General features: G+C 55.7%; 36 protein-coding genes. 5 read left to right on the forward strand and 31 right to left on the reverse strand.

Features of this window, described 5'->3' with window-relative positions; genetic code table 11:
* Nucleotides 1–34: 34 nt before the first annotated feature.
* From C8C96_RS23735 to C8C96_RS23770, 9 genes are all read right to left on the reverse strand, one after another.
* Nucleotides 35–475: a hypothetical protein gene (locus tag C8C96_RS23735; RefSeq protein ID WP_121944179.1), complete on the reverse strand. Its 441-nt coding sequence runs from the start codon at nt 473–475 to the stop codon at nt 35–37.
* 3 nt (nt 476–478) lie between these two features.
* A complete protein-coding gene (locus tag C8C96_RS23740; protein WP_147455714.1) occupies nt 479–853 on the reverse strand; it encodes a hypothetical protein in 375 nt (124 codons plus the stop codon).
* 2 nt (nt 854–855) lie between these two features.
* Entirely contained in the window at nt 856–1,140 is a 285-nt protein-coding gene (locus C8C96_RS24730) for a hypothetical protein (protein WP_147455715.1), read from the reverse strand.
* A 12-nt stretch (nt 1,141–1,152) separates the two neighbouring features.
* The gene (locus C8C96_RS23745; RefSeq protein ID WP_121944181.1) at nt 1,153–1,386 is read right to left on the reverse strand and encodes a hypothetical protein; all 234 of its coding nucleotides are present in this window, start codon (nt 1,384–1,386) and stop codon (nt 1,153–1,155) included.
* Nucleotides 1,387–1,397: 11 nt separating this feature from the next.
* A complete protein-coding gene (locus C8C96_RS23750; protein WP_147455716.1) occupies nt 1,398–1,640 on the reverse strand; it encodes a hypothetical protein in 243 nt (80 codons plus the stop codon).
* Between the two features lie 12 nt (nt 1,641–1,652).
* Nucleotides 1,653–1,835: a hypothetical protein gene (locus C8C96_RS23755; protein WP_121944183.1), complete on the reverse strand. Its 183-nt coding sequence runs from the start codon at nt 1,833–1,835 to the stop codon at nt 1,653–1,655.
* A gap of 8 nt (nt 1,836–1,843) precedes the next feature.
* Nucleotides 1,844–2,179, reverse strand: coding sequence for a DUF6283 family protein (locus C8C96_RS23760; RefSeq protein ID WP_121944184.1), 336 nt, complete (start codon nt 2,177–2,179; stop codon nt 1,844–1,846).
* Nucleotides 2,180–2,210: 31 nt separating this feature from the next.
* Nucleotides 2,211–2,738 carry a hypothetical protein gene (locus tag C8C96_RS23765; RefSeq protein ID WP_147455717.1) on the reverse strand — a complete coding sequence of 176 codons (528 nt, stop codon included), beginning with the start codon at nt 2,736–2,738 and terminating at the stop codon, nt 2,211–2,213.
* A gap of 113 nt (nt 2,739–2,851) precedes the next feature.
* Nucleotides 2,852–3,478, reverse strand: a complete 627-nt coding sequence (locus C8C96_RS23770) for a DUF1643 domain-containing protein (RefSeq protein WP_121944321.1) — start codon at nt 3,476–3,478, stop codon at nt 2,852–2,854.
* Between C8C96_RS23770 and C8C96_RS24930 the strand changes: the two genes are divergently transcribed.
* Complete coding sequence (locus C8C96_RS24930; protein ID WP_158605789.1) at nt 3,477–3,635, forward strand: hypothetical protein; 159 nt, start codon at nt 3,477–3,479, stop codon at nt 3,633–3,635. The genes C8C96_RS23770 and C8C96_RS24930 overlap by 2 nt on opposite strands.
* Nucleotides 3,636–3,946: 311 nt before the next feature.
* Here the strand turns inward: C8C96_RS24930 and C8C96_RS23785 are convergent, their stop codons facing one another.
* The 11 genes from C8C96_RS23785 to C8C96_RS23825 all read right to left on the reverse strand — a co-directional run bounded on the left by C8C96_RS23785 (nt 3,947) and on the right by C8C96_RS23825 (nt 8,632).
* A complete protein-coding gene (locus tag C8C96_RS23785) occupies nt 3,947–4,273 on the reverse strand; it encodes a helix-turn-helix domain-containing protein (protein ID WP_121944188.1) in 327 nt (108 codons plus the stop codon).
* Between the two features lie 114 nt (nt 4,274–4,387).
* Complete coding sequence (locus tag C8C96_RS24935; protein ID WP_158605790.1) at nt 4,388–4,552, reverse strand: hypothetical protein; 165 nt, start codon at nt 4,550–4,552, stop codon at nt 4,388–4,390.
* 2 nt (nt 4,553–4,554) lie between these two features.
* Nucleotides 4,555–4,755, reverse strand: a complete 201-nt coding sequence (locus C8C96_RS23790; protein ID WP_158605791.1) for a hypothetical protein — start codon at nt 4,753–4,755, stop codon at nt 4,555–4,557.
* 16 nt (nt 4,756–4,771) lie between these two features.
* Complete coding sequence (locus C8C96_RS24735; RefSeq protein WP_147455719.1) at nt 4,772–5,050, reverse strand: hypothetical protein; 279 nt, start codon at nt 5,048–5,050, stop codon at nt 4,772–4,774.
* A gap of 38 nt (nt 5,051–5,088) precedes the next feature.
* A complete protein-coding gene (locus C8C96_RS23795; RefSeq protein WP_121944190.1) occupies nt 5,089–5,547 on the reverse strand; it encodes a hypothetical protein in 459 nt (152 codons plus the stop codon).
* A 55-nt stretch (nt 5,548–5,602) separates the two neighbouring features.
* On the reverse strand, nt 5,603–5,998 hold the full coding sequence (locus C8C96_RS23800) for a hypothetical protein (RefSeq protein ID WP_121944191.1): 396 nt from the start codon (nt 5,996–5,998) through the stop codon (nt 5,603–5,605).
* Between the two features lie 9 nt (nt 5,999–6,007).
* Nucleotides 6,008–6,715, reverse strand: coding sequence for an adenylosuccinate synthase (locus C8C96_RS23805; protein ID WP_121944192.1), 708 nt, complete (start codon nt 6,713–6,715; stop codon nt 6,008–6,010).
* Nucleotides 6,716–6,762: 47 nt separating this feature from the next.
* On the reverse strand, nt 6,763–7,008 hold the full coding sequence (locus C8C96_RS23810; protein WP_147455720.1) for a hypothetical protein: 246 nt from the start codon (nt 7,006–7,008) through the stop codon (nt 6,763–6,765).
* Between the two features lie 238 nt (nt 7,009–7,246).
* Nucleotides 7,247–7,603: a hypothetical protein gene (locus C8C96_RS23815; RefSeq protein WP_121944194.1), complete on the reverse strand. Its 357-nt coding sequence runs from the start codon at nt 7,601–7,603 to the stop codon at nt 7,247–7,249.
* The gene (locus C8C96_RS23820; RefSeq protein WP_158605792.1) at nt 7,600–8,277 is read right to left on the reverse strand and encodes a YkgJ family cysteine cluster protein; all 678 of its coding nucleotides are present in this window, start codon (nt 8,275–8,277) and stop codon (nt 7,600–7,602) included. The genes C8C96_RS23815 and C8C96_RS23820 overlap by 4 nt, the downstream gene beginning before the upstream one ends.
* Complete coding sequence (locus C8C96_RS23825; RefSeq protein ID WP_121944196.1) at nt 8,261–8,632, reverse strand: hypothetical protein; 372 nt, start codon at nt 8,630–8,632, stop codon at nt 8,261–8,263. The genes C8C96_RS23820 and C8C96_RS23825 overlap by 17 nt, the downstream gene beginning before the upstream one ends.
* Nucleotides 8,633–8,853: 221 nt before the next feature.
* Between C8C96_RS23825 and C8C96_RS24740 the strand changes: the two genes are divergently transcribed.
* Together C8C96_RS24740 and C8C96_RS23830 are read left to right on the forward strand one after the other, a co-directional pair.
* A complete protein-coding gene (locus tag C8C96_RS24740) occupies nt 8,854–9,576 on the forward strand; it encodes a hypothetical protein (RefSeq protein ID WP_147455721.1) in 723 nt (240 codons plus the stop codon).
* 77 nt (nt 9,577–9,653) lie between these two features.
* Nucleotides 9,654–10,541, forward strand: a complete 888-nt coding sequence (locus C8C96_RS23830; RefSeq protein ID WP_121944197.1) for a hypothetical protein — start codon at nt 9,654–9,656, stop codon at nt 10,539–10,541.
* Between the two features lie 77 nt (nt 10,542–10,618).
* On the opposite strand, the gene C8C96_RS23835 is transcribed toward C8C96_RS23830, so the two are convergent.
* The 6 genes from C8C96_RS23835 to C8C96_RS23865 form a co-directional block, all read right to left on the reverse strand.
* The gene (locus C8C96_RS23835) at nt 10,619–13,237 is read right to left on the reverse strand and encodes an AAA family ATPase (protein ID WP_121944198.1); all 2,619 of its coding nucleotides are present in this window, start codon (nt 13,235–13,237) and stop codon (nt 10,619–10,621) included.
* A 53-nt stretch (nt 13,238–13,290) separates the two neighbouring features.
* Nucleotides 13,291–14,682: a transposase gene (locus C8C96_RS23840; protein WP_121944199.1), complete on the reverse strand. Its 1,392-nt coding sequence runs from the start codon at nt 14,680–14,682 to the stop codon at nt 13,291–13,293.
* 580 nt (nt 14,683–15,262) lie between these two features.
* Nucleotides 15,263–15,697 carry a hypothetical protein gene (locus tag C8C96_RS23850; protein ID WP_147455723.1) on the reverse strand — a complete coding sequence of 145 codons (435 nt, stop codon included), beginning with the start codon at nt 15,695–15,697 and terminating at the stop codon, nt 15,263–15,265.
* 220 nt (nt 15,698–15,917) lie between these two features.
* Entirely contained in the window at nt 15,918–16,205 is a 288-nt protein-coding gene (locus C8C96_RS23855) for an H-NS family nucleoid-associated regulatory protein (protein WP_121944202.1), read from the reverse strand.
* Between the two features lie 58 nt (nt 16,206–16,263).
* Complete coding sequence (locus tag C8C96_RS23860; protein ID WP_158605794.1) at nt 16,264–16,926, reverse strand: phospholipase D family protein; 663 nt, start codon at nt 16,924–16,926, stop codon at nt 16,264–16,266.
* Between the two features lies 1 nt (nt 16,927).
* On the reverse strand, nt 16,928–17,128 hold the full coding sequence (locus tag C8C96_RS23865) for a hypothetical protein (protein ID WP_121944204.1): 201 nt from the start codon (nt 17,126–17,128) through the stop codon (nt 16,928–16,930).
* Between the two features lie 124 nt (nt 17,129–17,252).
* On the opposite strand from C8C96_RS23865, the gene C8C96_RS23870 reads away from it, so the two are divergent.
* A complete protein-coding gene (locus tag C8C96_RS23870) occupies nt 17,253–17,720 on the forward strand; it encodes a hypothetical protein (protein ID WP_121944205.1) in 468 nt (155 codons plus the stop codon).
* Here the strand turns inward: C8C96_RS23870 and C8C96_RS23875 are convergent.
* Nucleotides 17,710–18,156 carry a hypothetical protein gene (locus tag C8C96_RS23875; RefSeq protein ID WP_121944206.1) on the reverse strand — a complete coding sequence of 149 codons (447 nt, stop codon included), beginning with the start codon at nt 18,154–18,156 and terminating at the stop codon, nt 17,710–17,712. The two genes, C8C96_RS23870 and C8C96_RS23875, sit on opposite strands and share 11 nt — an antisense overlap.
* Before the next feature lie 179 nt (nt 18,157–18,335).
* Here C8C96_RS23875 and C8C96_RS23880 point away from each other — a divergent pair, with 179 nt between their 5' ends.
* A complete protein-coding gene (locus C8C96_RS23880) occupies nt 18,336–18,827 on the forward strand; it encodes a DUF1870 family protein (RefSeq protein ID WP_158605795.1) in 492 nt (163 codons plus the stop codon).
* A gap of 393 nt (nt 18,828–19,220) precedes the next feature.
* On the opposite strand, the gene C8C96_RS23885 is transcribed toward C8C96_RS23880, so the two are convergent.
* The 4 genes from C8C96_RS23885 to C8C96_RS23900 form a co-directional block, all read right to left on the reverse strand.
* The gene (locus C8C96_RS23885; protein ID WP_121944208.1) at nt 19,221–19,859 is read right to left on the reverse strand and encodes a DNA-binding protein; all 639 of its coding nucleotides are present in this window, start codon (nt 19,857–19,859) and stop codon (nt 19,221–19,223) included.
* 235 nt (nt 19,860–20,094) lie between these two features.
* Entirely contained in the window at nt 20,095–21,042 is a 948-nt protein-coding gene (locus tag C8C96_RS24750; RefSeq protein WP_147455726.1) for a hypothetical protein, read from the reverse strand.
* Nucleotides 21,043–22,439: 1,397 nt separating this feature from the next.
* Nucleotides 22,440–23,543, reverse strand: a complete 1,104-nt coding sequence (locus tag C8C96_RS23895) for a ParB N-terminal domain-containing protein (RefSeq protein WP_121944210.1) — start codon at nt 23,541–23,543, stop codon at nt 22,440–22,442.
* The gene (locus tag C8C96_RS23900) at nt 23,543–24,670 is read right to left on the reverse strand and encodes a ParA family protein (RefSeq protein ID WP_233584371.1); all 1,128 of its coding nucleotides are present in this window, start codon (nt 24,668–24,670) and stop codon (nt 23,543–23,545) included. The genes C8C96_RS23895 and C8C96_RS23900 overlap by 1 nt, the downstream gene beginning before the upstream one ends.
* Nucleotides 24,671–24,893 lie beyond the last annotated feature (223 nt).

Consider the following 24,893-nt stretch of genomic DNA (forward strand, 5'->3'; position numbering starts at 1 on the left):
TGTTGGGGTGTGTTCGACGGATGGACTGCCAGCGTCAAGCGGCGGTAAGAGGTTGGGCAGGATCGGCCGAGGTGATGGACGCAACGAAGGCGTCCAGGTCCTGCGAAGTGAGAATGCTGAACAGCACCTCTGTCTTGACTGGCGCACGCATGGCCTTGGACTGGTAGTGCTGGGCGGCGGTGGGCAGAAACACGCCGTGGGGGACCCCCGTGGCATCCCCAAGCCACATACGGGCCCGGATGTCGCAGCACTGACCTGCGGGCAGCGTCACCCACCAGTGCAAAGGGATGTGCCCTGAACCGTCCACCGTGAGGCTTCCAACGTGGATCGCGTGGTCAATCCCGACATGCAACAGGATCTGGGAAAGGGCTTGAGAGGCGCCATCGCACTCCAGCGGCATGCCGTGCAGGACCTCCAAAGGCAGAGCGTCCAAGGCTTCCAGTGCGCGGGCAGCGAATTCGGCGGGGGGCATCATGTTCTAGGCCTTTGGGGTACCGTGCTGAGCAGCCTCTTGCTCCGCAAGCTCCCGTTGTAGCTCCTCGTGCTCTTCGGCGAGCACGGCCTGGTACCCAGCTTCGTACTCCTCCATTTCGCGCCGATACCCAAAAATGTCCAGGTCGGAGCGAGGCGAGTCGCCTTCGAGCGCGCCAGGTGGGACATAGACAAATTGAAGCTGCGGTGGTGGGTTCTCTTGCTCATAGAGTTCTCGCCGCCTCGTATCCAGCCACTGGCGCGACTCACGAAGCCTGAGCTGGAGATCGATTTCCTCCGGCGTCTTCCCCAAGGCCTGCTGCTGGGCAATGAACCTTTCTCTGGGAGAAAACCAGAGCGCAATTCGCTTGAGCCAGCCCACCCTCAACGCCCTGCCAAGGATGGGGGTTGCTGAACGGCCTTGGCTGCAGCCCATGCATCTGCCCAGATGGTCTTCATTTCATCGCCCGAGGGGTCTTCCCAGTCCCGGTGGTACTTGGCCTCGAATGCTGCCTTCATAGGGTCTGCAGGCGGGGTTGCGCCAGCACCCAGGACCGCATCGACCTCGGATGCGAGGTAGTAGCTTTCGCCGTGGATGGTGTCGTCACGGCGCAGCGGTTGGAAGACGGGGCTCTTTGCCCCGAACCATGTGTTTCTCTCTGGTGGCACGTCATTCCTCCATCAATGCTTTGCGGCGTTGGAGATGGCTGATGCAGCCATGGCCTGGACAGCAGCAGCCGCGTCGGATGTAAGCGCTACTAGCGAACCGCCTACTTCATGGACTTCAAGCTGCTCTCGGGTCGAGGTGTTGAACACCCAGGCCTTGCCTTGGACTTCCAACATCGCTTTCAGCCGTAGCTGCCCTGCGACTACCTCCAGACCACCACCGTCAGCGTTCTTCACATAGATCGTCATGTCGGAATCCTCTACCGCAGCCTGTAGAAAGGCAATGTCGAGAGGCTTTGCTTCTGCGCGGCCCCATCTTTCCGTCGATCCATTACTTCAGCCCATCCAGGCCAAGCCATCATGTCGATGGCACCAGTAGCGCTGCGTGGTTGATCTTTGCACCACTTGGAGATCTGCTCTGCCTCCGTGGCAGTCAAAGCAGACATCAATGATTTCGGCTCGCCTGACGCGCCGAACATCAACTTAACTTCTTGGAGCTGCATGGTCGCTTCCATTCAGGATGTGATGCCGAACTTGGCGGAAAGCTCAGCAATCCGCTGTTCGCGCTTCACCTCGGCCGCGTGTGATTCATCGGTTGCCAGATCGGGGCGCACCGCAACCGATGTGCAATAGCGCTCGCTCATGCGGACCAGGCCCACCAGTTCGCTCAGTTCCTTGCGCATGTTCTCGAAAACCATAGAGCCCCCTATTCCGTTTCAATATTCGCCTGGGCCAGATCCAACGTAGTCGGATCAATGACCATGGCAGCACTCGCTTCGATGTCGGCCGATGTGATGACGCCGTAGACCAGCCCAAGCCTCGCGATCACCGGCAGTCGGCCTAGCTTGGACATCACGCCGACAGCCCCGGCGCACGTCATGCGCTGAGTGGAGGAGTCCAACGTCTTGTGGCACACGAACGTCTGCTGGTCGTCTCGAAGCAGGCCGGAAACGATGCCCTCGATCCGACCTGGCTCCAGCGGTATGCCCTCCCCGTCACAGCGAAAAGGGCAGTTCGAGCAAGGGCGTTTCGTGATGGGCATGACCAGGGGCTCGTGAGTTTTCAGAGCAGCATCACGGCTTGGAGCCCGATGACGACTTTACGCACTCGAAGGGCTTCCAAGCGCCATTGGGGTGCTTGACCTCCTTGCCCTCTGCATCGATCAGTTTCGTGACCTGGAACGTCGCAGAGTTGCCTTCGAACTTGAAGCTCATCACTGTCTGGTCTTTGCCTGGAGCGAGTTCAAAAGTAGTGCCACGGATGTGAGTCAAACGGCCTTGTCCGCCTTGTGACGCTTGTAGAAAAATCGCAAGGTCTAGGGGCTGAACGGCTAAACGAAACTGGGTAGGCGTCAGGGTCACGCTGCTGCCGTCGATCTTGTAGGTCCCATTGATCTCCGTCGATGCCCGCCCGCTTGCCTGTGGCGAGTTGGGATCGCCGAGGGTGTCTTTGAGATACAGCCCCCCTGCTTTGAACTCCATGTTTGGACGTTCTGGACCGTCGCAAGTCCAGCTCCCGATCAGCTTCTCGCTATTTCCGCCACCACTGCATGCCGAAAGACACATCGCGGCCAGCACCACGGGCAAAGACAGTTTGTTCATTCGAAGCGCCCCCTCCACAGTTGAGAACCAATTTTTTCATCGCATGTTCGATTGGATTTCATACACGTTATAACGTGTAGTCAACGCGTCAGCATGCATAAACCCCATGCGTTTCAATCAGAGAAATACGGCACCAGTGGCGCATCGGTACGTTGGTACAACGGATGCGTTGGAGAGCCATCCTTGTTGCGGCCGAAACAGAAAACCTTGGCCGGATCACACACCTCCAGCAGGATCTTCTCAACGGCCTCCGCGCGGCCCGACTTGAGACCCGGCACCCCCCAGCCCACGACCACTAGGCGAGCCTTGGAAGCGATGCGGCGAATCCACTCATCATTCTCGGGAAGGTTCACGACCTCGGTTTTGGCCAGATCTGCTGAATAGGTTCCGCGAATGGACATCACGTTGAGCTGGTAGTAGGCGCCAACGTCCCAGTGCAACTGAGCGCGGCGGCACATTCCATCCACCGTGGGGTCGCCCACGTCCTCGGCCGCGCCGGATGGATTCATGCAAATGCCGCAGGCGAAGTCCTCGATGTCCCCCCAGTGGCGAAACAGGGTCATCCTGTGAGTGCGATCCGCATTGAAGACCGTGCGCTCGACCACTAGCTGATCGACCACAGACGCTGGCAAAGGAGCAGAAGAGCCAATGGCCGCTGTGGCGTATGCCTTGCCACGCCCTTTACGTCCGCGAGTGACTGGGGGCTTCTCCAGATCCGGGAACAGGTTCAGGCTATCCATGTCAGAGCCCCCCATTGAGCCCGTAGGCCTCTCGAATGGCTCTGTCGAACTCGCGGTACCGGCGTACCGCATTGTTCAGCGCATTGGGCTCCATTTTGTGCGCGAGGGCCGCGTCTGCCTGTGTCAAGCCATCCACCAGGACAAGACGCGCCGCTGAGCGCGCGGGCTCACGGGCCCGAATCATCCTGGCAATCGTGTCGAACTGCTCTCCCGTCATCAGGCCCCCATTCACATCCAGGTCTCAACGATTTGGGGCTCATCCCCAGGCGAGCGCGGCATGCAATGCAGGCCAGCCGGAAGCTTCGCCCTCAGCCCCTCAAGAGTCTTGTCCTGCAAAAGCTCACTCGTCGGCTTGTCCAGCACCCACTTGCGGGCCACGAAGCGACCGGGGAGATCTATCGGGCTGTCGTAAATAGTCCAAAGCTCAAGCATGCTGCCCCTCAAAATCCAGTATTGGAAGATGGACCGTCACCTGCGGCCTCTTCCCCATTTCGACAGTTTCTCCCGCCCGTACTCAACGAGGGCCGGGTCTTTTTCCAAGCAGAAAATCTGGTCCGCCTGATCCAGCAAGTCCAGTGCCGAGAGCACCTTGAGCAAGCTGGCAAGCGTGACGCCATCGTGCCCCGCTTCAATGGATGAGATGGTGCTGAGCCCCACATTGGATAAACGCGCCAGGTCGGCCTGAGTCAGGCTTCGCGCCTTGCGCGCTACGGTGGCGCGATCAGCCATGCTCTGCAGTGCGTTGTGGACATCCACCGGAATTGGATTGACCGGGTTGCCGACTCTCTTTGCCATGGCAGAAATTCTATCTGCAAAAAGTTTGCCATGGCAATTATTTTGCAAGTCGCGAACCCTTGGTGAGAGCACATGGATCAGCGCGTGATCCACCCGCAAATTAGAGGCGTGGCCTTACCGCTTGAACCCTTCTGTCAGAAGGGAAAGGTCGGCAAATGTGCTGGCCAGCAAAAGCCAGAGAGCAAACACTACCGCGAACCCGATCTGGCCATCAGTCAGCCCCAGGAACCGCCTTTTTTCTGATGCCTTGACCCGTTCAGCCTTAACTCTCTTCACCATCGTCACACTTCCTCAATGCCATTTGTGAAACGGCTCATTGCTTTCTTGCGGAGGTTGTCGATTACCTTTGCTTTTGTTTCGTTTTCCTGGCGAAAGTGCGCACGAAGGGCCATGCTTAAATCGAATTCGGTAACGGGTTTCTTCTTCTGTGCAATTGGGCGCAGCACAGCCTTACCCGATTCGTTGAAATTAAATCTCTCCACAAACTCAAGACCCTTATCACCAAGAGGGGAGATAATACTCCGAATAGCGAGATAGCTGAAATAAAGCATCATCGCGGACACCCCCCCCAAAAAAGGCACAGGCAAATAACAAAGGCTCAAATGCTAGGCCATAGGTATAAAACCCCATAAAAGAAAGAATAGCAAGAGCCAGGCCAATACAAAGCGTTACCACAGCAGGATAAATCGGCAAGTAAAGGAATATCTCTGCATCCGACTCATCCTGAGTCGATAAAACAGATTGCGCTGCATTGTCTCCAGTGGTTTTTCCTGCCATATGCACTCCTACTTCATTCGTTCAAACAGCACTTGAACTTAGCCAGCCTTCAAGGGCAAACCAAGCTTGCGGATAAGGTCAACCTGCCCCTCTTTAACCAGCACATCGACAAGAGAAGCCTGACTACCAGGCATGGGTTGCGATTTGGAATGCAAGGTCGCATCACCGTCAATCCAATAGTGAACCTTGTAGATGCGCCCTGCAGGTGTTTTGGCCCAGACAAGCCAGTTCCGAAAAGACATCGACTCGAAATTCAATCCCGAGTAATCTCGCTGAACGTACAGGATTTCGCTGTCGGCCCCAATCCACTGCAAGGCCTCACCATCGACCGAGCTAATGCCTGACCACCTCAAGAAATCCTCTTTGATAAGGGCCGGGGCTCGACTTACAGCAGCATCAACTTTGACCTGTTTTTGATGGCTTTCGTAGAGAGTTGCCACCACACAGGCAAGGCCAATAAAAACGGCCAACAGAAATAATTTCGCCTTGATTGGCATACCTTCGAGTCCCCGGCTTCTATGTCAGTTACAGATGTCTCTTAATCCTTGATGCTCAAACCGGCATTGCGACGTGTTTGGCCACATCAGCCTCGGAGAGACCCGACACATCCAGGCCGCGAGCTGCCAACTGGTGCTCAAGGCCACCGGCTGCACGCTGCTGGGAGCTTGCTCCCCACAGGCTCATGAATGCCAGCGCAGGGAAGGCAATGGCAGGGAGTACCTTGGTAACCCATTGCAGGGCGGGAATCCACGCGTACTCGCTCGTGATGTCTGCTGCAGCGCTGTCAATGAAATAGGACAGACCGATGACGAAGCAGCCAAAGATCGCCAGAGCAAATGCTTGCTTGCGACGGCGCGCAATACTGCCCAGTGCGCCAAAGTAGTTGAAAACGATGCCCTTGTCGCTCTCGCTCAGGTTGGGCAGATCGTTGACGGTGAGTTTCTTCATGGGAGCCTTTCAGGTTGGGGTTAAAAAAAGGGGCGAGGCCTGCATAGGCGGCAATTCGCCATGCATGCCTCGATAGCGGGCCAGCTCATCGCGCAGGTTGAAGATCTGCACTTCAAGCGTTTCAGATTTCCGCTCAGCGAGGCGAAGCTCCTGCTGGAGGTCGGTCACCCGGAAGGCAAGGCGGTTTCGCTCCTTGCCCATGTCCACGAACTTTTCTGGGTCGCAGATCCTGTCGAACATGCGAACCAAGAGGAAGAACTCGCGCGCCGTCTCCGATTCATGTCGCATCGCGGCGAGACGCTGGCGCTGCAGTTCGTAGTTGGAATCCGTGTACGCGCCGACTCGGGTCTTCAGATGCCCACGGGCGTTCACCTCCACCAGGCCCCACTTCTTAGGCAACTCCTCTGGCGAGATGAGCCCCTCGGGAGCCATGTAGTAGCGCCAGTTACCGATGCCACCCGCGTGCCTGTGAGGCTTGGCCTTGTCTGCCAGGAAGTCCGAGCGAGAGACCTTGCACTCGACCAGGACAGTTCCATCCATGGACGTGTCCTGCATTCCGGAGTATCTGTAGCCCACGGCATCGGGGATCTCACCGCTCCAGCCAGTACGGCACTCGTCAATGGCGACTGTGCAGCCGTGGCCTCCGCGAGAAAATGGGCGTTTGAGCCAAGTCACCGCTAGCTTGCAAAGATCCGAGTGTTTCAGGGCGGTTGCCATGGAATCAGCGTCTGGAGGTCAATTTTCGCGCCCCCGTGAAAGGGGGCTCAGCTCTTATCTCGCGTATTTTTCATGAACCGGTTTTGATAATAAGAACCGTAGATCGAGAAAATAAGTATTGACGCAACCAACGCAACAATTTTGTGAAGCAAGCCATTGGCAATAATTGACAAAAGAGACATTCCAATCAAAATAATTAGAGCCTCGCGTCGAACAAAAAATGAGTCCTCCAACCTCTTGCTAAAGCCCAGCTTGCAATGCAAATAGGCCACAGGAACGGTGATCAAAGACATCACATCGACAATATCTAGAGAAATCATTTTTAGTCGAATGCGCAACCAGAAAAAATGCGCTATATAAATTTGTTGTTCACAATTCTCGTGGACGCCCCACCTGCAAACGGTGGCGAAAAGCAAGCGAAAACGTGACGTTTAGCTTTTTTTGATGATGGCCCCCCGCTGAACGGCGCCCCTGGGCCAGGCTGGTCTTGCCTCGGTCGAGATGCAGGCAGCCGCAGCTGCCTTTTCCCAGTCAGCGTCCCCGGCTGAAAAGGGGGTGCAACCGCCAGAAGTCAGCCTCTGTGACCTCGCGGGATGCCATACCGTAGTGCCCCTCAAGCGCAGGGACCACTTGGGCGACAAAAGCTGAACGCAGGCTTTCGTTGCCGTGGAAGACCCGGCCTCCACACTCGAAGCAAAGAGCCCCATCGAGCCCCGTCACATCGACACCAGCGCGATCCGCAATGGCGTCAAGGCCAGGAATGGGGTGATGCCCGTAGGGAACGGACAGGTAGCCAGTGCCGCGCCGTTTCGGTACCAGCACATGGAAGTTGCTCGCCGCCCACGAATAGAGCAGCACGAGATGACTGCGCGGCACGGTCTGGCTCACGGTAGCTCAGTCTTCGGGAACCAGTTCCTGATGTCGTCGTAGTCCTGGTGAGCCCCAAGGATGACAACCGAATCGACGTGGTGTTCCTGGGTGTTCAGGTAGGGGACGTTGATGGTGCCGCCCTCCACGAGCTGGCACAACAACGCGTCTTCATCCATGTTCAGGAGAAGTCTGCACTGAAGGGGGCGGCTTGAGTAGATCCCGCAGCCGTCATCCCTCAGGAAGGTACAGGGCTTGCCAAACGCTACCTGCGTTGCCGCCTTGTAGCTCTCGCTGTCCTCTTCCACGTTGGCCATGGTGTACTTCCCTGCCAAAGGGTTCAGTGGCGCCCCAGTTTCCTTGGCGATGACCAGCGCCTCGGCTCTGGAGATCATCACGGCGATATGGCAGCAATGTGAGCACCCCTTGCGGCATGCCGCCAACGGCGCAGCACTGCCCGTGACACTATCAGCCGCCTTGCGCAGCCATGTCACCCGCTTGGCCGCGGTGCCGGCCTTGGCCGCTTGGTCGAGGAGCCGGGATTCCTGCCTGCGATCCACACCTTTGAGCGTCTGCAGCTTGGCCTCCACGCGTTCGCGCAGGCCTTCCCACCGGCGCTCGATGCGCCCCATGACCTCGGGGGTTGGGGCTTGAACCTGCCCACCGGGCACCAGGAAGTCACTGTCGGCCGTCATGGCTTGCCCCTGCTCCAATGGGTTCGAGGCCTTCATCCAACGCGGCACAGGCCAACATGACGGTACGGGGTACCAATTCGGGGCTCATGTGCAGGTACTTGGAGTAGCTGGCGCGGCTGATACCCAGAACTGCGGCGCCGGAAGCCAGGGTGTGCTTGTGGCGCTCGTGCCAAACGGAGATGTTGCGCACGCACTGCCCGAGAGTGACACCTTGACACGCTAGACCCACCAGTCGAGGCAAGCTCTCGCGCTTGAGATAGTTCCAGAACATGGTACGGCCCAGCCCTAGAGCCTCTGCTGCCTGCTGGTAGGTAAAGCCATGGTTCTTTTGCCAGGCGGCAAGCGATTCATTCATGGTGTGTGAGAGGCTAAATATTGAACTTGCAATTGCAATTAAAATTGCAATAAATTGTAGGTTCAAAAGTCAACTTCTCGAACACCGATGAAAACGAAAGCTCTTGAGAAAGACCTGCAGCGACTGCGGAGGCTGCAGACCTGGGCTCTTGCTACCAATCTGGCCGCAGTAACCCTGGCCGTCCCTGTCGCGATCTGGCTTGTGGTCCGTTTTTTCACAGCATGAGCAGCCCCGCACGCCTACTCGCCATCGTTGCCGTGCTTCCTCAAAAGCGCGTTCAATGCATGCAGCCAGGATGCGGACACGGCGTGTATGCGGCCATCCATGTTGTCGAGGAGAACGGGCAGATCCTGGTGCTGGGCTCCACCTGCTTTGCCAAGAGATTTGGTAGCGCCTCTGCCTTGGGACTGCCCGCGTACTCAGCTGGAGGCGGGAATGGCAAGCCCCTGACTGAGGATGAGCGTCAACTGCTCATGAACAACACCGCAGAGCTGATGGCGCGCTTCAAGGCGGAACACGATGCAACCATGGCGGCTGCTGAAGCAAGGCTGCGCGAGTTGCGCGAACGGGCGCCGAGCTTCAACATCGTTCGCAGGCCTGCCCCGCCACCACCGCCGCCACCACCAGAGCACCCATGGCCATGGCAGCATCGCCAAAACTCCTCTGTTGCTCTCCTGCGGGGATCTGATGGGCAGTGCTGGGTTCGCGTCATGCACCAGAACGGCAAACAGATGCTTTCTCCGTGGCCGATGTTTCGTGGATGGGAAACGGCGTTGCCCGCCATTTGCGGAGCCCCTGACCTCGCACTGAAGGCCTACGTGGTGCCCAACATCGTCACGGCCATTCAGGCTCTTCGCCAGCTTGGGTACGCCGCACCTGAAGTTACCCGCTGGCCAGAAATTCTCAAGATTGCGCCTCGCCTTCCTCGCCCTGCAGCACGATAGAGCGCGAACTTTCTAACTCTGCACACCTCGGGCCAGGTGCCACAATTCCCCGTCACAACTATGCGGGGAGTCTGCTCATGGAAATCTATTGCTACGGCACAGCGAGAGTGCGCCACGCCGTGACTGGGGAGGTCTACTCAATTTCGGCCGACGAACTTGACTGGCAAGACGCAGGCGGCGACGAACGCCCAATGGGCCCAGCCTTCCACCATAAAGCCATGGTCGAACACCCGGAGTTGGGGCTCATGAGCTGGGGGGTATGGGAATACCCAGAAGGCGCGGAAAACATGACCGAATCCAATGTAGGTCAGCACATCCTGGTCGAGGACTTCGACTTCGGCCTACAACACGAAGAACCAGAACCTGAAAATTGGTTGGAGTATGTGCCCCCAAACAGCGCCTATCGGTCATTTCTGACAGCAAGCGCCGAAGCCATCGACTTGCTCAACGAAAGAGGCACGGAGGAAGGGAGTTCCAACATCAACCGGATGCTCTTCACTCAACAGATCGTGATACTTGAAGCCTATCTCTGCGACACACTGATTGCGGAGGTAGGGTCTGACCAGCAGGCCGAGGATCGCCTCATTGCTGAGGCTGAAGGGCTATCAGATGCGAAATTCACCCTTGAGGCGATCAAAGCCACCCCTGACTTTGCCAAGGCAAAAGCCCGTGAATATCTGCGCGATATGCTGTATCACAACCTACCTAAGGTGGACGTGCTCTATAGGATCGCACTGGGAATTCGAATACTGCCTCTTGCGGCGGACAAGGACAGCCTGATGAGGGCCATCCTTCTTCGTCACGACTGCGTGCATCGCAACGGCTACGACAAACAGGGCAACAAGCTCAACGACTTCACGCGGGCCTATGTAACGGCGACGGCTCTCCTGATACGGCAGTTTGTTCAGGCCATAGAAACTGAAGTCATTACGCGTCCGAAACCTGCAATTCAGTCTAAAAAATGAACTGATAATTCCAGCGAAGCCCCACCACAAAATCCGATATCGGAACCATTGTCGTGAGGCTGAGCCCAGCGCTGTGTCTATACGGGAACCGGACCCGCCTTGCGCTTCTTGACTGTCTCCTCGGATCGCTTCACGACAGTGGCTCGCCATTCGTCTAGGGCTTGAATATCGGCCAGCAGTTCGTCAGGCTCAGGAACAGCCACGCCACCAATCATGGCCTTGTCATGCGCATAGTTTGAGCACTTGGACATCCCAGCGGTAATCTTGGCGTAGTCATCGTCTTCAACGCTCACACCCAGTAGGCGCTGCGTCTCAATGCCCTTGCGGAACCTCAAGATGACCTCGCGCAGCAGTACCTCTTCAACTGCACGCTCCCAAGCCATCCTGAGACGGAAATAAGCGTCCACAGTCATCCGCTCGTGCTCAGCCTGGTTCCCTTCGCGATAGAGTTTGGCCAGGGTCTGATGCTGGGCTTTCAAGGCGCTGATCCTTTTGCTGGCTGATTTGCCCTCAAACGGCAGCTCCGGGTCTGCAACACCGAATCCTTCCGGTCGCTTCGTGAGGCTCTGGGTAAGAACGGGGGCTCCCACCTGCTTGGCCTCCTCCACCAGCAAGCACAGGAAGTAAATGTCGTGAGTGAAGATGATCACTTGGCGCTGATTCGCCTCAACGGCAAGTCGCCGTGCGACTCTTTCGCGCCTGCTGTGGTCGAGTGAGGACACAGGGTCATCGAAGACAACACCCCCTTTGGAGCCACTCAGGCCCACCTCCGCAAGGAAGGAGCCGATGGCGATGGCGCGTTGCTCACCTTCGCTCAGTATCTCTGCAGGGTTGCGGACCTGCGGTAGCTGCAGCTTGAGCTTGTGAAGTGCCCTGCCCCGGTCAGCACGGCTCTGCAGGGACACGCTGAGGTTTCCAACGCCCAGAGCCTTGAACTCTCGGTTCAACGCTGCTTCAAGATCCTTGGAGACTACTTTTTCAGCCAGTTCTGACGCCTTGAGTGAAATGCCGTTGGTTCTGACCGACGCCAGGCAGCTCGTCAGCTTCAATCGATGTTCGAGTTTCGCGATTGTGACCAACACCGCATCTTTGACCATGCCCAGCTTCTCGCGCGCCTGAAGTTCGCTCAGTTCAGCCAGAAGGGCTTTTCGCTCATTCTCGTCTGCCGCTTGTTCCAGCGCCTCAGCCTCCTGGTTCAAAGCCATTTCGAGCTTCAGCAATCGCTCGCCAGGGTTGATAAGTTCTTCTGCTGGACCCGCCCAGTCGAGCGTTTCTACGGACTTCAGAATGGAGAGATGGCGGGCCTGCACACGCCCCTCGAATTCACGCAACTCTGGAATCAGCAATGGGTCCAGTCCTGACAGTTCAGCCTCGGTAATCGCATCAAGGTTCAACGTCAAATCCATTTTGACCAAGGGATCGAGAACCACGGCCAAGGCCTCTTTGCGCTCCTGTGCTGTGCGCTCTACATCCGCTTGGATGAAAGCCTCGAAACGCTGCAGCCGCTGAGCGCCGGCATCCAAGGGCTGCTGGCACAAGGGACACGCTGCATCCACCCCAAGGTCAGGGAATTCGCAATCAGGATGGGATTCAAGAGCGAACCTTTTGGCCGCATCAAAAAGCTCTCTCCAGGCCTGCCCTCCTGTGCCAGGGAGCAGCTTCTCACCCTCTTTGAAAGCCTTCGCGGCAACGGCTGCAGCTGCCTGTGCATCTCTGCACTCATCCACAAGGCCTTTGAGCTTCGCAATTGCTCCAAGCCCCAGGGCGCCAGCCAGCACCTCGGCTCGGGTCGCCAAGGCATCAACCCTCTTCGCCTTGACGCCCAGGGCGACAGCCTTTTCCTTCGGGTTGTTCTCTTTGAGGCTTTCCTCCAATGTCTGCTTTCGTAGAAGCTCCTCATTGGTGATGTTGGCCAGGCCCTCCACCGCTTCGGGATCGGTCTTTGCTGAGAGGGTATCAATCAACCTTCCGACTGCCGTTTCTCCCTTGAGGTGAGCGAACACCTGGAGATCTACAGCATGTTCACGCTGTTCGGCTTCAAGGCGGATCTTGAGTTGCTGGTACAGCTTGGCCAGGCTATCCAGCACATCGAGCCCATATGGCACGTAGGCGAAATCGTCCTCGCTGTCCAGGTAGGCACGCGCACACCGAGTGTCAAAAATCGACAGGGCCGACAGCTCCTTGGGCGCCTCCCTGCCTTGCTGCCATAGATATTCATCAACCTGGCCATTCACGCATACGGTGAAGGTTGCCTGAGCGTTACCCATTTTGGCCCCAGCCACATTGGCGTTGGGGAGGATTTGTTCTGACTGGTCGCGAGCCCTGCAGGCACGCTTGAGGACCCGCGAGTACCCAGACTTTCCACTTCCGTTGGAGCCATAGATGACCGTCAAGCCCTTGGCTCCAACTTCCAATTGCTGGTTTTCAGCGATGGCGTTGACGTTGCGCAAATTCTTGATGACCAGCAACTCGATTTCGGTCTCAGCTTGGATCGGCGCCGGAATCTGGTCTTCGGCAAGCGGCAAAGGCTCCCGTTTCTCTGGATCAGGTATGCCATGTGCCACCTTGAGAAGGGCATAAAGGTCATCTTGATCAGCGGGCGAAAGCTCTTTCTTTGCCAGCAAGCGCGCCAAGGCGTCACTCTGCCAGGCTTGGAGCCCCTTTGTCCAAGCCAATAGTTCCTGCATCAACGCCATGCATCCCCCGTCTCGTTAGTTCTCCGATTTCAGTTTAACCACTGAGACGGGATCTACTTGGGGCTCAGTGGCCTTCTCAAGCGGGTGAGACTGGCCCCAGGGACGGACATTGAGAAGACTGGCACGCTGGGCGGAAAAAGCATCTTCGCGCGGACCGCCTGGATGGAGTTGCCGCGTCCGCTGCGCTCCACAATCTGCTGAAGCTCGCCGACCGTGGCCACATCCCAGGCAAACCGCAATCCCTCGATGGGACCAAAGGCGTTGGCGATATACCGCCCCCACTGAGCCCACAACCGCTGGAAGGCGCTGAAATGATGGGCCATATCGGGCCCTAGAGTGCTCCAAGCAACTTCAATAGCCTTCACCGCCAGGTGGGGCTCTGCGCACCGCCGTGCAGGTTCGTACAGGGCCATTACAGCCCTTTTGAAGTCGTAGGCCTTTCTGAGGGCTGGAGATTGCTGGAACCAGCCTTCCAAGCGCAGCCGCTGGTCGTCAGTGAGACTCCATTCCGAGGCTTCCAGCAGTTCCACGTCGCCTGACATCTTCCGGCACGAGTAAGGTGTCATGGCCGATCTCACCACAGCACGGGCCTTCAACAGGCCTTGCATCAGCACGCCCTGTACCTCCCGAGGATCAATGAAGGGAATGGCCTGAGGCAGAGTAGCCTGGAGTGCCGCGAGTGCGATCGGATCAAATCCGATGCTGACGCTTCCCACTTTCTCACTGCCCTTCAGCGTCTTGAGGGTTTGCGTGAGGCCGACTTCCTGCCGATGCTCCAAGACATCGATCAACATCCCGTGCGTGGTGTTCAGGATCACGTACCGTTCGCAATTGAGGGCGGTTATCGGAACGATTGCCAAGCAGGGGGCAGCGAGCGTGCGAACCTGTTGCTGCATCTTTGCGAGGTGGTCCGCGAACACAGAACGCACCGTCTTCTCATCGATCCTAGCCTCGGCAGCGATGGACACATAGGTTCTGTCCAGCGCCTGTTCGCACACCCACCGGCATAAGCGCTGGGTCATGGCCCGGTGGTCAGCAACGGCTGGCAAGGCTTGGGAAAAGGTCTTGCGGCAACTCGGCGACGAACAGCGATATCGCTTGAAGGTGATGGTCAACTGCACTGCTCGGCCGCGACGTGGCAGGTCAGCTATCACCTGATCTCTGCGGCCCCATGATTTCGCCCCCTTTACCCCACAGTGAGGACACGCACCAAGTGCTACTTGGCACTCCATGCCAACCCGCAGTGTCCCCTCATCCTCGGAAAAGCTATGGACCTTGTAATGGGGGCTCAGGAGAGGGGCGTCGGCCAGATGCAACCGCAGCGGTGCGATTGATCGCGAGTCATCAAAGCCCATCAGCCCGTTCCGAGGCGAGGGATGCGGCGATCCGTGCAGCATCCTCGGGATTCGCAACAGCCCAGGCAATGGCGTCGGCCCACACAGCATCGGCCTGCCGATTCCGTTCTCCTGAGCCTGCAGATCTCCGAGCCTCCGCGACCAGGTTCAATGCCCAGGGACTCCACGACAGGCATTCGATGGACACAACGGGCAAGGCGCCATCGTCTGTACGCATGAGAGCTTCGCCCCTCACTGCTGGGCGGAATGCCCTCACACGGGTGCCGGCGCGGGGCTCGCGTGAAGGATGAACCCAAAGGGTATCTCCAGGCTTCACCGGTTTGCCTTGAACCTCGAAGAGGACTTCTGTCATAGCTCGCATCCTTCATCAGACCCGCACTCCAGTTCCCCAAGCTCATGGACAACGGTGAAGCACAAAGAGCCAAAGAGGCGAAGGTAGTGGCCAGGGTTACGCCGTACCAACTCGGCACACTCACTTCGGAGAGCTTCAGGGTCAAGATGCTCGTTCAGCATCAGCGCACCGAGATCATCGGGTTCGTCTGGGGACCAGGGGCCGTCGAAGGCCCCCCCGATATCCACCAGCAGCCCGCCCAGCTCGAACATGGACGGGGTATGGCTCACATTCAGGCGTGTGTTCGTTTGAGGACTCATTTCGGGGGGCTCTGGTGAGTCAAACACAGGCAATCCGCGACCATCGAAGCTGGATCACAAGCACCAACCACAGATCTATACCCCGCAAAAGCGAGTTTGTTGACTTGCGGCTTTCCACTATCCCCTGCGCCTTGGGATGCAGCCTTTGTCCGTCAAGAAGACGCAGGTACTCGGTGGGCGCAGGCGCAAAGAGGGGGCGTGCTTCAAGGTAGGTCACCACCGAGGCCCCTGCACCCATCAGCAAACTCAGGCAGAGCATTGCCGGGTATGAATCAACTCCCACCTGCGTGCCCATGTGCAGATGAGCACCCATCAAAAACGAACCCAGTGCCAGGCCGAGGTAGATGAGAGAGATCAGCGGGTGACGTTCGCCGACATAGTGACGCGCACTGAGCGTCCAAGTGCTGGGGTGTTCCAGCGATGCCGGGTGAGAAGCAGGGATGAAGTCTTTCAAGGCAATCCTCCTGAGAATTACTTCTTTCGAAGTTGTCAGGAGAATTATCAAAAGCACGGCTTTCGATTTACCCCTTGAAAAGCAAGCAAATCGATGACATTACGAAAATCCGTTCTCGGAAGTTCAAGCAATTGCGCGATTGATCTAATCAGGAGTGATCAGAGGCCCCAAAAACAAAACGCGGCTTATTTGAGCCGCGTCTGGTCATAGGTTGATCAGGTCAAGCAATCGCGAACTGCGCGCGATCCTTTCCAGCAATCCAGAGTGGGGGCTTGCCCCGGCCGCTCCAGGTTGCACCCGTAGATGGGTCGCGGTATTTGGCAGCAACGGTTGTGCCCTTGACCTTGGATTGGCGTGTCCCGCCGAAGATGTCTTGAGCCGTCAGGCCGAACTCTTGAACGAGCTGCCGAGCTTGCGAAACCGCATTGGCCAATTCGCCTTTACGTACCTCAGCGATCTGCGCATCGAGTGCATCACGCTGCTTGAGAAGATCTTGGTAAGTGGTCATTGTTCAACCTAAATATTGACGTTTGAATTGTAGAGGATTGCAATTCAATTGCAATAGTTCAGAAGGATGGATTGAAAGCTTTTGACAACTTCCAGTTTCGAGCAAAGTGCTCTGCATATGCCGAAGCCAATTCTGGGTTGTCCCAATGAACAATCACGTTTTCTGAATTCCTTTTAGCCGCAGCATCACTGTAGTTAAAACTGCCGGTCTGCAATACTCGACCATCGCTAATTTGAACCTTGTCGTGAAAGATGGGGTAAGCATCAACCACTCGGACATGAACCCCGGCCAAGCTCAAGGCTGAGAGCGCAGCCCTGCCCTTGGGCCCAGCCCCTGCCCCGAGATTCTGCTTTTCGTCTGCAAGAAGGTAGACGTTTACACCTCGCTTAGCGGCACGAATCAGGGCTGACGTGATTTTTGAGCTGGTGAATGCATAGGCCATGACGCGCAGATCCTTCTTCGCGCTGTCAGTCACCCGGATCACCAGCTCTTCAGCACCCAGATTCGGTGAAAAGGCGACCTCAATCTGCCCTTGCGCCTGGACTGGAGTTGCGGAGTTGGTGAAGGCCTCCCGAACTGCCTTGACGCCCTCCCCTGCTGAGGCGGCCAGCTGCAAAGCCTTTTCGCCTAACCCTGAATCACGGGCAAACGCAGAAGTGCCTAACACCGTGACAGCCAAAACCACTGCCGTTCGCATGATCGAAGCGAATGAGATGGCCAATTTATTTCGATGCAACATTCACCAGGGCAGGTTCAACCTGCTTCAATAAGCCAACCACGACATGTGCACCACGGTCCATCGAGGAATGCACCTGTCCGAGCACCCGCTCGACCGCCCCCTCGGTACCAGATGCGGTCTCCATCACCACTGCGATGCTAAAGCTCATAGCTGCGAACACCAGCGCACTTCTGATCAAAGACATGTAACTCTCCTTGTTGTTTCAATTGTTCAAATAATTGCATTTGAATTGCAATTCAATTGCAATTCGCGATCAATTCGGGTAGGATTTCCTCCATCAACACGTTCACAGTTTTGAAGGAGGGAAGATGTTGAAAATTGCGAAAGCTGCCATCGTTGCTATTGCTATCGGCCTGACTGGTTGCGCCACGGTCTCGCAAGAGAAGGCTGCTCAGATTGAAAGTCTGAAACGCTCCTCGGGAGGTTTCACACTGATCGCTGAAGGGCGCATTGTGAGCACTCACATCGGTAAGGCCCCCGCAGAGGTGGCCACTGCCAAGGACACTGTTGGGCTGGCTACGAAGAGCACCACCATCAGAGGGGCCAGCCTGGTTCTCGGGGCTCTGGAGATCCTGGAAAACAACAAGGATTTGTTCCACATCCGGTACAAGGAAGTGGGCTCCGACGAAGAGAAGCTCGTGCTTTCTCAATACGTCCCGCAACGACCTGACCAGTGGAAAACCGGCATGCTGTTCCGCTACTTCGAGACGCGTGACGGCTACCATTTTTTGCGTGGTTTCAACAACGAAGCTGATTTCCAGGTCTTCAACCAGTGACGCGCTGGGCCGAAGCACTTTGCTGACGCACACGGCGGGCAGCATTGATTGACTCGTTGAACAAGGCTTGCGCTTCGGGGTGCGCGTGGAACCATGCGTCGGTCCAGGCGCGGGCCGAAATCAGCGCCTCTTGAAATACGTGGGGCTCAAAGACAAGGATGGATTGGCCCTTCCCTACCGAACCCCATTGCGCTTGGACATTGGCGCTGACTGTGTGACCAAAGATCTTGTCAGACCGAACTCCCAGAAAGTTGGAAGTGAAGTCCTCCGGGATCTCCACCCTCAAACCATAGGAGGCACCAATGAACCCACGCTGGCTGTTGTCGTGACCGTAAATGGAGCACCCTTTGTACGACTGGTACTCCTTACGAGCGGCAACGACAAAGCCCTGATTGACAGCTTCGTTGATGGATGAAAAGTTAATGGTTCTGGTCATGGGGTACCTTGACCCGCAGTGTCCAGAAAGCACTTTCATCTGTCAGATTTTTGGCCCCGAAAAATCGAAAAGCGAGCGAAAGCCGTGTTTTTCAAATGGCGACCGTTCGAATTCCGCATGAGCGGTATCCAGTCCCAACCCTGCGAGTGCTGAAAGCACCCGAATTTATGGAGGTTTGCATGAGCATGAACCAACGAATTGAGCCAGGCTGTGTCTACCTGCAGGTGCTGCGGAACACCCTGTTCCTCAGTCCAAATGAGGCCGCATCACTGTTCCCGAACATGACCCTCGATCATTGGAACAACATCGAATCCGGCCGTTCGCCCGCGCCCTCGATGGTGATGGACAGGTTCAACGCGATATTTGAGTACCGCAACAAGCAGCTGGTCATGTATCGCCAGATGATTGAGTCAAGTCCCAATGCCCGATTCGATGAGTTCTGGTTCCAAACCATGGACGACTGGATGGCAATCGATGACCACGAGCCAGAGGGCTTTCGGGTCACTCAGTCACTCAATGCTTCGCTGGCGACTGAATACCCCTCAAGGTTCAAGCTCTATCCCTTTGACCTGGTGGGCTTCACAGCCTGGGCTTGCGGCCGACCGGCTACCGCTGAACTTCTCTCAGAATACCTGGGCTTTGTCTCTTCCCCTCGGGCGGTAACTGGTTGACGCCGGCACGGCCAAATTTCCATATCCCTCACACACAGAACCCCGACAGGGGTTTTGTTGTTTCTGGAGGCACAGAAACCTACTTCCCCACTTTGCTTCCAACAAGGGCAATTGCGCGGGGCATCCATACATAACGCCTGGTGTGGCGCACTATTTATCGACACCCATCCCACAATCCATCGGGCCAAGCTTGGTGTGTAGTGTATGTAGTAGTGTAGGCCTACAAACTACAGTCTCAGAAGGGTTCAAGCTGAACTGGCACTCCAGTAGCAGCCCAGAGTCACCTGGAAATGCCCACCGTAAAATCTCATCCTCTTGTAGCACTTCAGCCGCAGCATAGGATCACTTCCCGGTAGAGTCATTTCAGCATCACTTCAGAGTGAGGTCTCTGAGTTACTCCTTGGCCAGGATTTTTGCATTCTGCTCGGTGAGGGTTGATAGCTGGGCTCGTAGACTTTGAATCTCATCATGCAGACTGGAGGATGTTGAAGCACTCTTTGCGTCAGCTAATTCCTTCCGTAATTCACTGACTCGTTCCTCAAGGTTCACTACCTTGGTCGTCTGGACCTGGAGTTGAGTTTCAGCATCTGATCGGCCGCGTGATGCCTCTTCCAACTTGGCTTGAAGCTCTTCAGCACGACTCTGAATCTCAGTCATCTGGGTAGCCATTAAATCCGCGCTGCGCAATACCTCTGTCATTTCCTCCTGAAGCCGCTTGTTCTCCAGGTTCAAGGCTTCACGAGCTGCTGCTAGGCCCATCTGTGCTTCAGCGGTTGCTGCCTTCCACAGGTCACCTGCTAGACGCTGCGCTAAATCAGAGACGATTTCTGGCGGAGCTTCCACTGCCGTTTGTTGACGGTCCTTTTCTTTGCGCCACTCACGAAGCGCTCTGGTGAGTGTCGTGTAGCTTCCACCGCCTACCTTCAGTTTGACGGCTTCCAAGCTGGGAACTTGGCCAGTTTCAGCAATCTCTGTCGCTGCCTGGAAGACCAAGGCCCTTCTGCTTTCGTAGTCCATGCGTTCGTTCGACATTTTGGCTCCTGTGTTTGCCAAGTGTAGGCCTATCAACACGGGGATCTGCTTGGCCTCCTGAAGTTGCGGATCTACCCATCTCGCCCAGAGTCCAGTTTCTGTTAGCAAGTCTTGAATGTGCAGGCCCTATCCCGCAAGTGAGGTTATCCACAGGATGCGTAGCATGTATTTCTATAGATTGTTTATTTACTGATCTAGAAGCCGCAGAACTGCGACATGACCCCTGTGTAACTTCCTAGTTGTGTTGCACCAGTTTCCCGGCCTCTAGCGCCTCAAGGAAGGCCCTGTTGAACGGTGTCACCCGTGATTGCCCGTTTACCGTTTCGCGGATCACGCCGGATTCGACCTGGTAGACCTTGCCTGTCTTTCGAGAAGTAAATCTACGGCCTTCATAAATCTCAGCTTTTTCCAAAAGATAGGACTTTTCGCGTTTTTCCTCATCTTTTTTCGCTTCCTCTCGATATGGTGCTGAGAAGTCCCGACCGCTGGTTAAGAGGGTTTGGAGGTAGGCGTAGAGCTGGTTTGCCTTCAGGTTTTCCAGGTACTTTTTGGCGGCATGCACCACGTCCGATAGTCGCTGTGAAGCAGTCCTTGCCCTCTTCATCAGACCTAGAACAGCAAACGGCGATAGGCCCTTACTGCAGAGCCATATGAGATCTGTAGGCAGGCAAACAGCCCCAATGCGCGTGTAGCCACCCTCCTCCTTGGCAGAGGTTGTGGAGCTTGGTGTTAGTTCTGGACCGTTTGAAGAACTCGTTGTGAGTTGACCATCGTCCATTCCTGCAGGGGCTGCTTTTGCGGCCTTTTTGGGCTCGACAGGAACCCCACGTTCATCCACCAGGCCCAACGCCAACAGGAGGGATTTGGTCGGCACCAGGGGCGACCGTGATCCACGAAGTCCTGCACGGGCCTTCCGCTCCCTTTCGATGAGGTTGTTCTGCTCAAGCCATTGGATTGAACGGTGGACCGTATCCAACGATTTACCTGCCTCATCCGCAAGCGTTTTGCGTGAAGCAAAGATTTCTGAAAAAGGATTTCGAAGATTGATTTTTTGAACAATCTTCAAAACAACCCGGAGAAAACCATCTGGCATTGCCACGAATGGTGAAAGGTAAGGCAACTCCGAGCACGCCCGAACAATGGCGTATGGGTATCGGATTTCTGTAGGCGCGAGTTTATCCATCGCAGTCTCCACGTAAGGACACGATCTCCTTGACGGCGAGGCATGGAAAAACTACTATTCGTACCTGAGTTGGCTGTGCTTAAACCGATTGGCGTCGGTTGTTGGAACGAGTAGCAGCTTCGAGCATCACCATCACGATGCTGAGAACCCCGGTAGTTGGAGCTACCGGGGTTTTTTATTGGCCGGTTCTTAGGTCATCTTCAATCTCCAATTCCAAGTACCCCAGATGCACAGAACCCCGCTCATGGCGGGGTTCTGTTTTGCTATCCGGGTCTTGCTGCGTGTGAGCCGATGAATCCGTTGGAGCGGAAACCGGGCTCGGTGAATGTCTGAAATAACGATGCCCACTGTGGAGTGCAAGTTGCCTTGCCAGTGGGCATTGGTATTGAGACTGCCAGGTCGTTCTGTACGTACAGAGCCTTGGGAGTGCCGGCGCATGATCTGTACGTACAGAGGTGACGACACGGACGCTATAGACCAGTCCACGGGCTTGGAATGCCGTTCTGTATGTACAGATGCTTTGGTGGGTCTGTGGCTGTTCTGTACGTACAGAGGTGCCGAAAGGTCTGTAGCACTGGCAGTACGAATCGCAGTTGCCAGCTCTGTTGTGCTTGCCAACACAGCGTTCTCCGGGGTGCGCATGGATCGACATTCGACAGACCATTGCGAAATGCTACAAGCGCAGATGCCTGTGGGAAAGGTTGTGATCTGAAGATTCGATTTACAAATTACGTCTGCCCGTGTCCATAGCGAGGCGTTTGACGTGAGCCCCAGTAAACGAGGGGCTGTAAAGACGAGGGCTGGCTGCACGGTCTTCTTGGCGGAACTCTGTTGGCAATTTGAATTGGCGCAGCCTGGCAAGCCCCTTGTTATCCTGGCTCCTAGTCGCTCAGCTTCTGTACGTACAGAAGTGCTGCCATCGACACCCCTTGGTGTTGGTCTGGAAGAGATGATGAAATGAAGGGCTCGCAAGAAGGGCTCGCTGATTTCGCCCATGATTTCAGAGGGTCTGTACTCGTGGGTGGTTGGTGTTCTGTACGTACAGAAGTGGATTGCGATGCCGCTGGGCGAGGTGAAGGGTGCTTGAATGCAGTCAAGATCGGCAGCTGAAGCTGGCGCGCAGAGCATCTTCTGTACGTACAGAAGAGAGGATGAGTGGGCTACTCCGTTGTGCGGCTCTTCGCTTAGTTTTGTACCTATAGAACCGAGTGCTGGATTTGTTGGGGAATCACTCAGCTTCTTATGAGGCAACGGCTGGTACTCATTTTTCCCGTTAGGTCTGTACGTACAGAAAGGAAGTGGCAGTCTCTGCGTATTGAATGAAGTCCCAATTTCGGAACCCCAAAAAGCAACAAAGGACGCTGAGCGTCCTTTGTTTTGAGTGGCCTGAGTGATGGTCACTGCTGATTGTCCGTGGGTGTGTTGATGTTACTTGGCTCCTCAGAGCCGAAGTAAGGGCGCAGCAGCTTGTCCATCGTTTCGTTGAATTGCTCCAATTTATCTGGAGGAATCATGCCCACGATTTCGATCTTTCCATCCGACCGTTGTTTGAAGTGCCCATGCTCGTACCGGCGCTGGAACTTCACGGGACTGCTCTTCCGGTCAGGCCGTTGTTCCATCGTCAACGAGTCAACACGTTCCTTGAGCCAACGGAATGACTCATCGTTATCAACGAACGTCTTGCACAACGATATCGCTGCCTCAGCGCTCTTTTTAGCGGACACGAGACGCCACAGTTGGTTGACAACATTCACCGACACCTTTTCGGGATGGCGTTTGGCATAGTGGAGAATATCCACATCAAGTTTGCTGTAATTTCCATATTGGGAAAGACTTCCCACGGGAATGCCAGTTTTCTTGGAAATTTGCTCCCAAGTCCAGCCTTGATCTCGCCACTTTTGGTAGAACTTTGCACGGTCGAAATCGGTGTGGGCTTCGCGTTCTTCGTTTTGGGCGTAGCCCATCCAGGCAATGTCTTCCTCGGACTTGTCCGTGTGGATGATTGCCTTCAATTGAAGATTGAGAATGTCCCTCATTCGGACGGCCTGAACCCGAGTCCAGCCATCCCCAATGATGAAACGACCCGGCTTCGCAGGGTTGGGAATTACATGAATGGGATCTCGCTGGCCATTCGCCTCAAGAGAATCAGCGCGTTCTTGGAGGGTGTTATCGCCATAGATTTCGCGTGGCGCGAACCTATTCGGATCAATGTCGTGAGCACTGATGTAAACAACCTCGTAGGCATGGGCTGCGGCTGATGAAGGCAGCGATTGATGCTGGCCTCGCTCGTCGGCTTGTTCGGCAACCGGATTTGATACGGGCGAAGGCGATTCAACAGGCTCGTCTACCGTCCGTGCCAAAGCACCGGCCCCTGGTGTGGTGATCGCTGGAAGGATCAACGGGGGCGGTGCAGGCTTTTTTGATGCTGGGGGCCGCGTTTCAGACTTGACCGAAGTTTCGGCCTGGTTATCTTGAACCGGGGCAAAAGGCGCACGTCTCATTATTTGCCTCGCTGCTCTTCTATGTTCATGAGCCGACGAAGTAGGAAATCATTGAATTCCTTGTATTCTCGGCTTGCTTGACTCAATGGCTTCTGCAAACTCAGCGGAATATAGTGTTCAAGGGATTTTGGTAAATCCTCAGAAAGCGAAATCGAGACTGGCGCTAGATTTTTCTGATAAGCCTGAAGCGCTTGATGCATCCGCTGGATGCGAGAAAGTTGTGGGGCGAAATGGGTGGCAAGAATGACTTGATCCGCCACAATCGCGTCTCCGTAAGATTCGCGGAGAAGCGCAATTTCATTGATCAAACGGGTTAGACCCTTGACACCGAAAGCGTCCAAGCGGACCGGTGCAACCACGAGATCTGCAGCAGCCAGCGCGGCAGTGCTCGTCATAGTGACATTGGGTGGACAATCCATCACAACAACGTCATATTCTGAAACGTTCAACTCTGGAATCAAGCCTCGCGCAGATTCAGAAAAGAGTTTTTTCAGGGTTAACTCTCGCGCGCCCTTGGAAGAACTCAGTGCAAATTCAATATCGCCTAGATTTGCATCAGCGGGAATCAGGTGAGGCCCATTTTTGCCAAAAGGCATTTTTATCAGGCTACCAAACGACTCTCGTGCAGATCGACCGACATAAGTAGAAACGGTGTGGGCAAATGTTTTCCCAACAACGGCATCGAGACTCAGGCCCATTGGCTCGATTTCGTCCTTGTTCAGATCTGCCTCGTAACCCATGTACTGGGTGAGGTTGGCTTGCGCATCCAAATCTATCGCGAGAACGCGAAGACCAGCCAGTTGCATGTGCAACGCAATCTCAACAGCTGTGGTGGTCTTCCCAGTGCCACCCTTAACGATGTCCACAGCGATGAAGTAAGGGCCCTTCTGGGGAGTCTTGACGAAGCCCTTGGCTCGACGGTACTGAGCGAGTTGAAAAAGGGTGTCTGGATCGAAGAGCCGCACTGCGACGGCTTTGGAGTCAGCCTCGTTTGCTCGGCGAACATGGATGCCTGAGTTCTCGATGTATGACTTGGTTGTGTTCTCAGCGATGCCCAGCAGAGCCGACGCAGCACGTAGGCGGTATTGGAGACCAGAAGTGTCCGAATAGGTAGAACGAGGGCTCATGGTAGGGCGTAACATCACATTGATGGCGAATTATGTGGTTGGGCAAGTTGTCATGTCAAGGCGAATCGTCGTTGGTGGGCAAACGGTCAACATCCTAGAAAAAAGCCACCAACGAAAATTAGTCGGTTACATGTTGCGAACTCGGCAAGACACTTGTTTCCCGTCATCGCCTCGCGTAGGCATCAGCCCCCTATGAGGACAGCCCTTCTGTACAGGCATTCTA

Source organism: Acidovorax sp. 100, from assembly GCF_003688355.1.
In the GTDB taxonomy this organism is placed as follows: Bacteria; Pseudomonadota; Gammaproteobacteria; order Burkholderiales; family Burkholderiaceae_C; genus Acidovorax; species Acidovorax delafieldii.

Bases quoted from the DNA above. Each gene is read 5' to 3' on its own strand.
- C8C96_RS23735 (WP_121944179.1), bottom strand. From the start codon at position 475: ATGATGCCCCCCGCCGAATTCGCTGCCCGCGCACTGGAAGCCTTGGAC.
- C8C96_RS23745 (WP_121944181.1), bottom strand. From the start codon at position 1,386: ATGACGATCTATGTGAAGAACGCTGACGGTGGTGGTCTGGAGGTAGTC.
- C8C96_RS23750 (WP_147455716.1), bottom strand. From the start codon at position 1,640: ATGCAGCTCCAAGAAGTTAAGTTGATGTTCGGCGCGTCAGGCGAGCCG.
- C8C96_RS23755 (WP_121944183.1), bottom strand. From the start codon at position 1,835: ATGGTTTTCGAGAACATGCGCAAGGAACTGAGCGAACTGGTGGGCCTG.
- C8C96_RS23760 (WP_121944184.1), bottom strand. From the start codon at position 2,179: ATGCCCATCACGAAACGCCCTTGCTCGAACTGCCCTTTTCGCTGTGAC.
- C8C96_RS23765 (WP_147455717.1), bottom strand. From the start codon at position 2,738: ATGAACAAACTGTCTTTGCCCGTGGTGCTGGCCGCGATGTGTCTTTCG.
- C8C96_RS24930 (WP_158605789.1), top strand. From the start codon at position 3,477: ATGTCAGAGCCCCCCATTGAGCCCGTAGGCCTCTCGAATGGCTCTGTC.
- C8C96_RS23770 (WP_121944321.1), bottom strand. From the start codon at position 3,478: ATGGATAGCCTGAACCTGTTCCCGGATCTGGAGAAGCCCCCAGTCACT.
- C8C96_RS23785 (WP_121944188.1), bottom strand. From the start codon at position 4,273: ATGGCAAAGAGAGTCGGCAACCCGGTCAATCCAATTCCGGTGGATGTC.
- C8C96_RS24935 (WP_158605790.1), bottom strand. From the start codon at position 4,552: ATGGTGAAGAGAGTTAAGGCTGAACGGGTCAAGGCATCAGAAAAAAGG.
- C8C96_RS24735 (WP_147455719.1), bottom strand. From the start codon at position 5,050: ATGGCAGGAAAAACCACTGGAGACAATGCAGCGCAATCTGTTTTATCG.
- C8C96_RS23795 (WP_121944190.1), bottom strand. From the start codon at position 5,547: ATGCCAATCAAGGCGAAATTATTTCTGTTGGCCGTTTTTATTGGCCTT.
- C8C96_RS23800 (WP_121944191.1), bottom strand. From the start codon at position 5,998: ATGAAGAAACTCACCGTCAACGATCTGCCCAACCTGAGCGAGAGCGAC.
- C8C96_RS23805 (WP_121944192.1), bottom strand. From the start codon at position 6,715: ATGGCAACCGCCCTGAAACACTCGGATCTTTGCAAGCTAGCGGTGACT.
- C8C96_RS23810 (WP_147455720.1), bottom strand. From the start codon at position 7,008: ATGTCTTTGATCACCGTTCCTGTGGCCTATTTGCATTGCAAGCTGGGC.
- C8C96_RS23820 (WP_158605792.1), bottom strand. From the start codon at position 8,277: ATGACGGCCGACAGTGACTTCCTGGTGCCCGGTGGGCAGGTTCAAGCC.
- C8C96_RS23825 (WP_121944196.1), bottom strand. From the start codon at position 8,632: ATGAATGAATCGCTTGCCGCCTGGCAAAAGAACCATGGCTTTACCTAC.
- C8C96_RS24740 (WP_147455721.1), top strand. From the start codon at position 8,854: ATGAGCAGCCCCGCACGCCTACTCGCCATCGTTGCCGTGCTTCCTCAA.
- C8C96_RS23830 (WP_121944197.1), top strand. From the start codon at position 9,654: ATGGAAATCTATTGCTACGGCACAGCGAGAGTGCGCCACGCCGTGACT.
- C8C96_RS23835 (WP_121944198.1), bottom strand. From the start codon at position 13,237: ATGGCGTTGATGCAGGAACTATTGGCTTGGACAAAGGGGCTCCAAGCC.
- C8C96_RS23840 (WP_121944199.1), bottom strand. From the start codon at position 14,682: ATGCTGTGTGGGCCGACGCCATTGCCTGGGCTGTTGCGAATCCCGAGG.
- C8C96_RS23855 (WP_121944202.1), bottom strand. From the start codon at position 16,205: ATGACCACTTACCAAGATCTTCTCAAGCAGCGTGATGCACTCGATGCG.
- C8C96_RS23865 (WP_121944204.1), bottom strand. From the start codon at position 17,128: ATGTCTTTGATCAGAAGTGCGCTGGTGTTCGCAGCTATGAGCTTTAGC.
- C8C96_RS23870 (WP_121944205.1), top strand. From the start codon at position 17,253: ATGTTGAAAATTGCGAAAGCTGCCATCGTTGCTATTGCTATCGGCCTG.
- C8C96_RS23875 (WP_121944206.1), bottom strand. From the start codon at position 18,156: ATGACCAGAACCATTAACTTTTCATCCATCAACGAAGCTGTCAATCAG.
- C8C96_RS23880 (WP_158605795.1), top strand. From the start codon at position 18,336: ATGAGCATGAACCAACGAATTGAGCCAGGCTGTGTCTACCTGCAGGTG.
- C8C96_RS23885 (WP_121944208.1), bottom strand. From the start codon at position 19,859: ATGTCGAACGAACGCATGGACTACGAAAGCAGAAGGGCCTTGGTCTTC.
- C8C96_RS24750 (WP_147455726.1), bottom strand. From the start codon at position 21,042: ATGGATAAACTCGCGCCTACAGAAATCCGATACCCATACGCCATTGTT.
- C8C96_RS23895 (WP_121944210.1), bottom strand. From the start codon at position 23,543: ATGAGACGTGCGCCTTTTGCCCCGGTTCAAGATAACCAGGCCGAAACT.
- C8C96_RS23900 (WP_233584371.1), bottom strand. From the start codon at position 24,670: ATGAGCCCTCGTTCTACCTATTCGGACACTTCTGGTCTCCAATACCGC.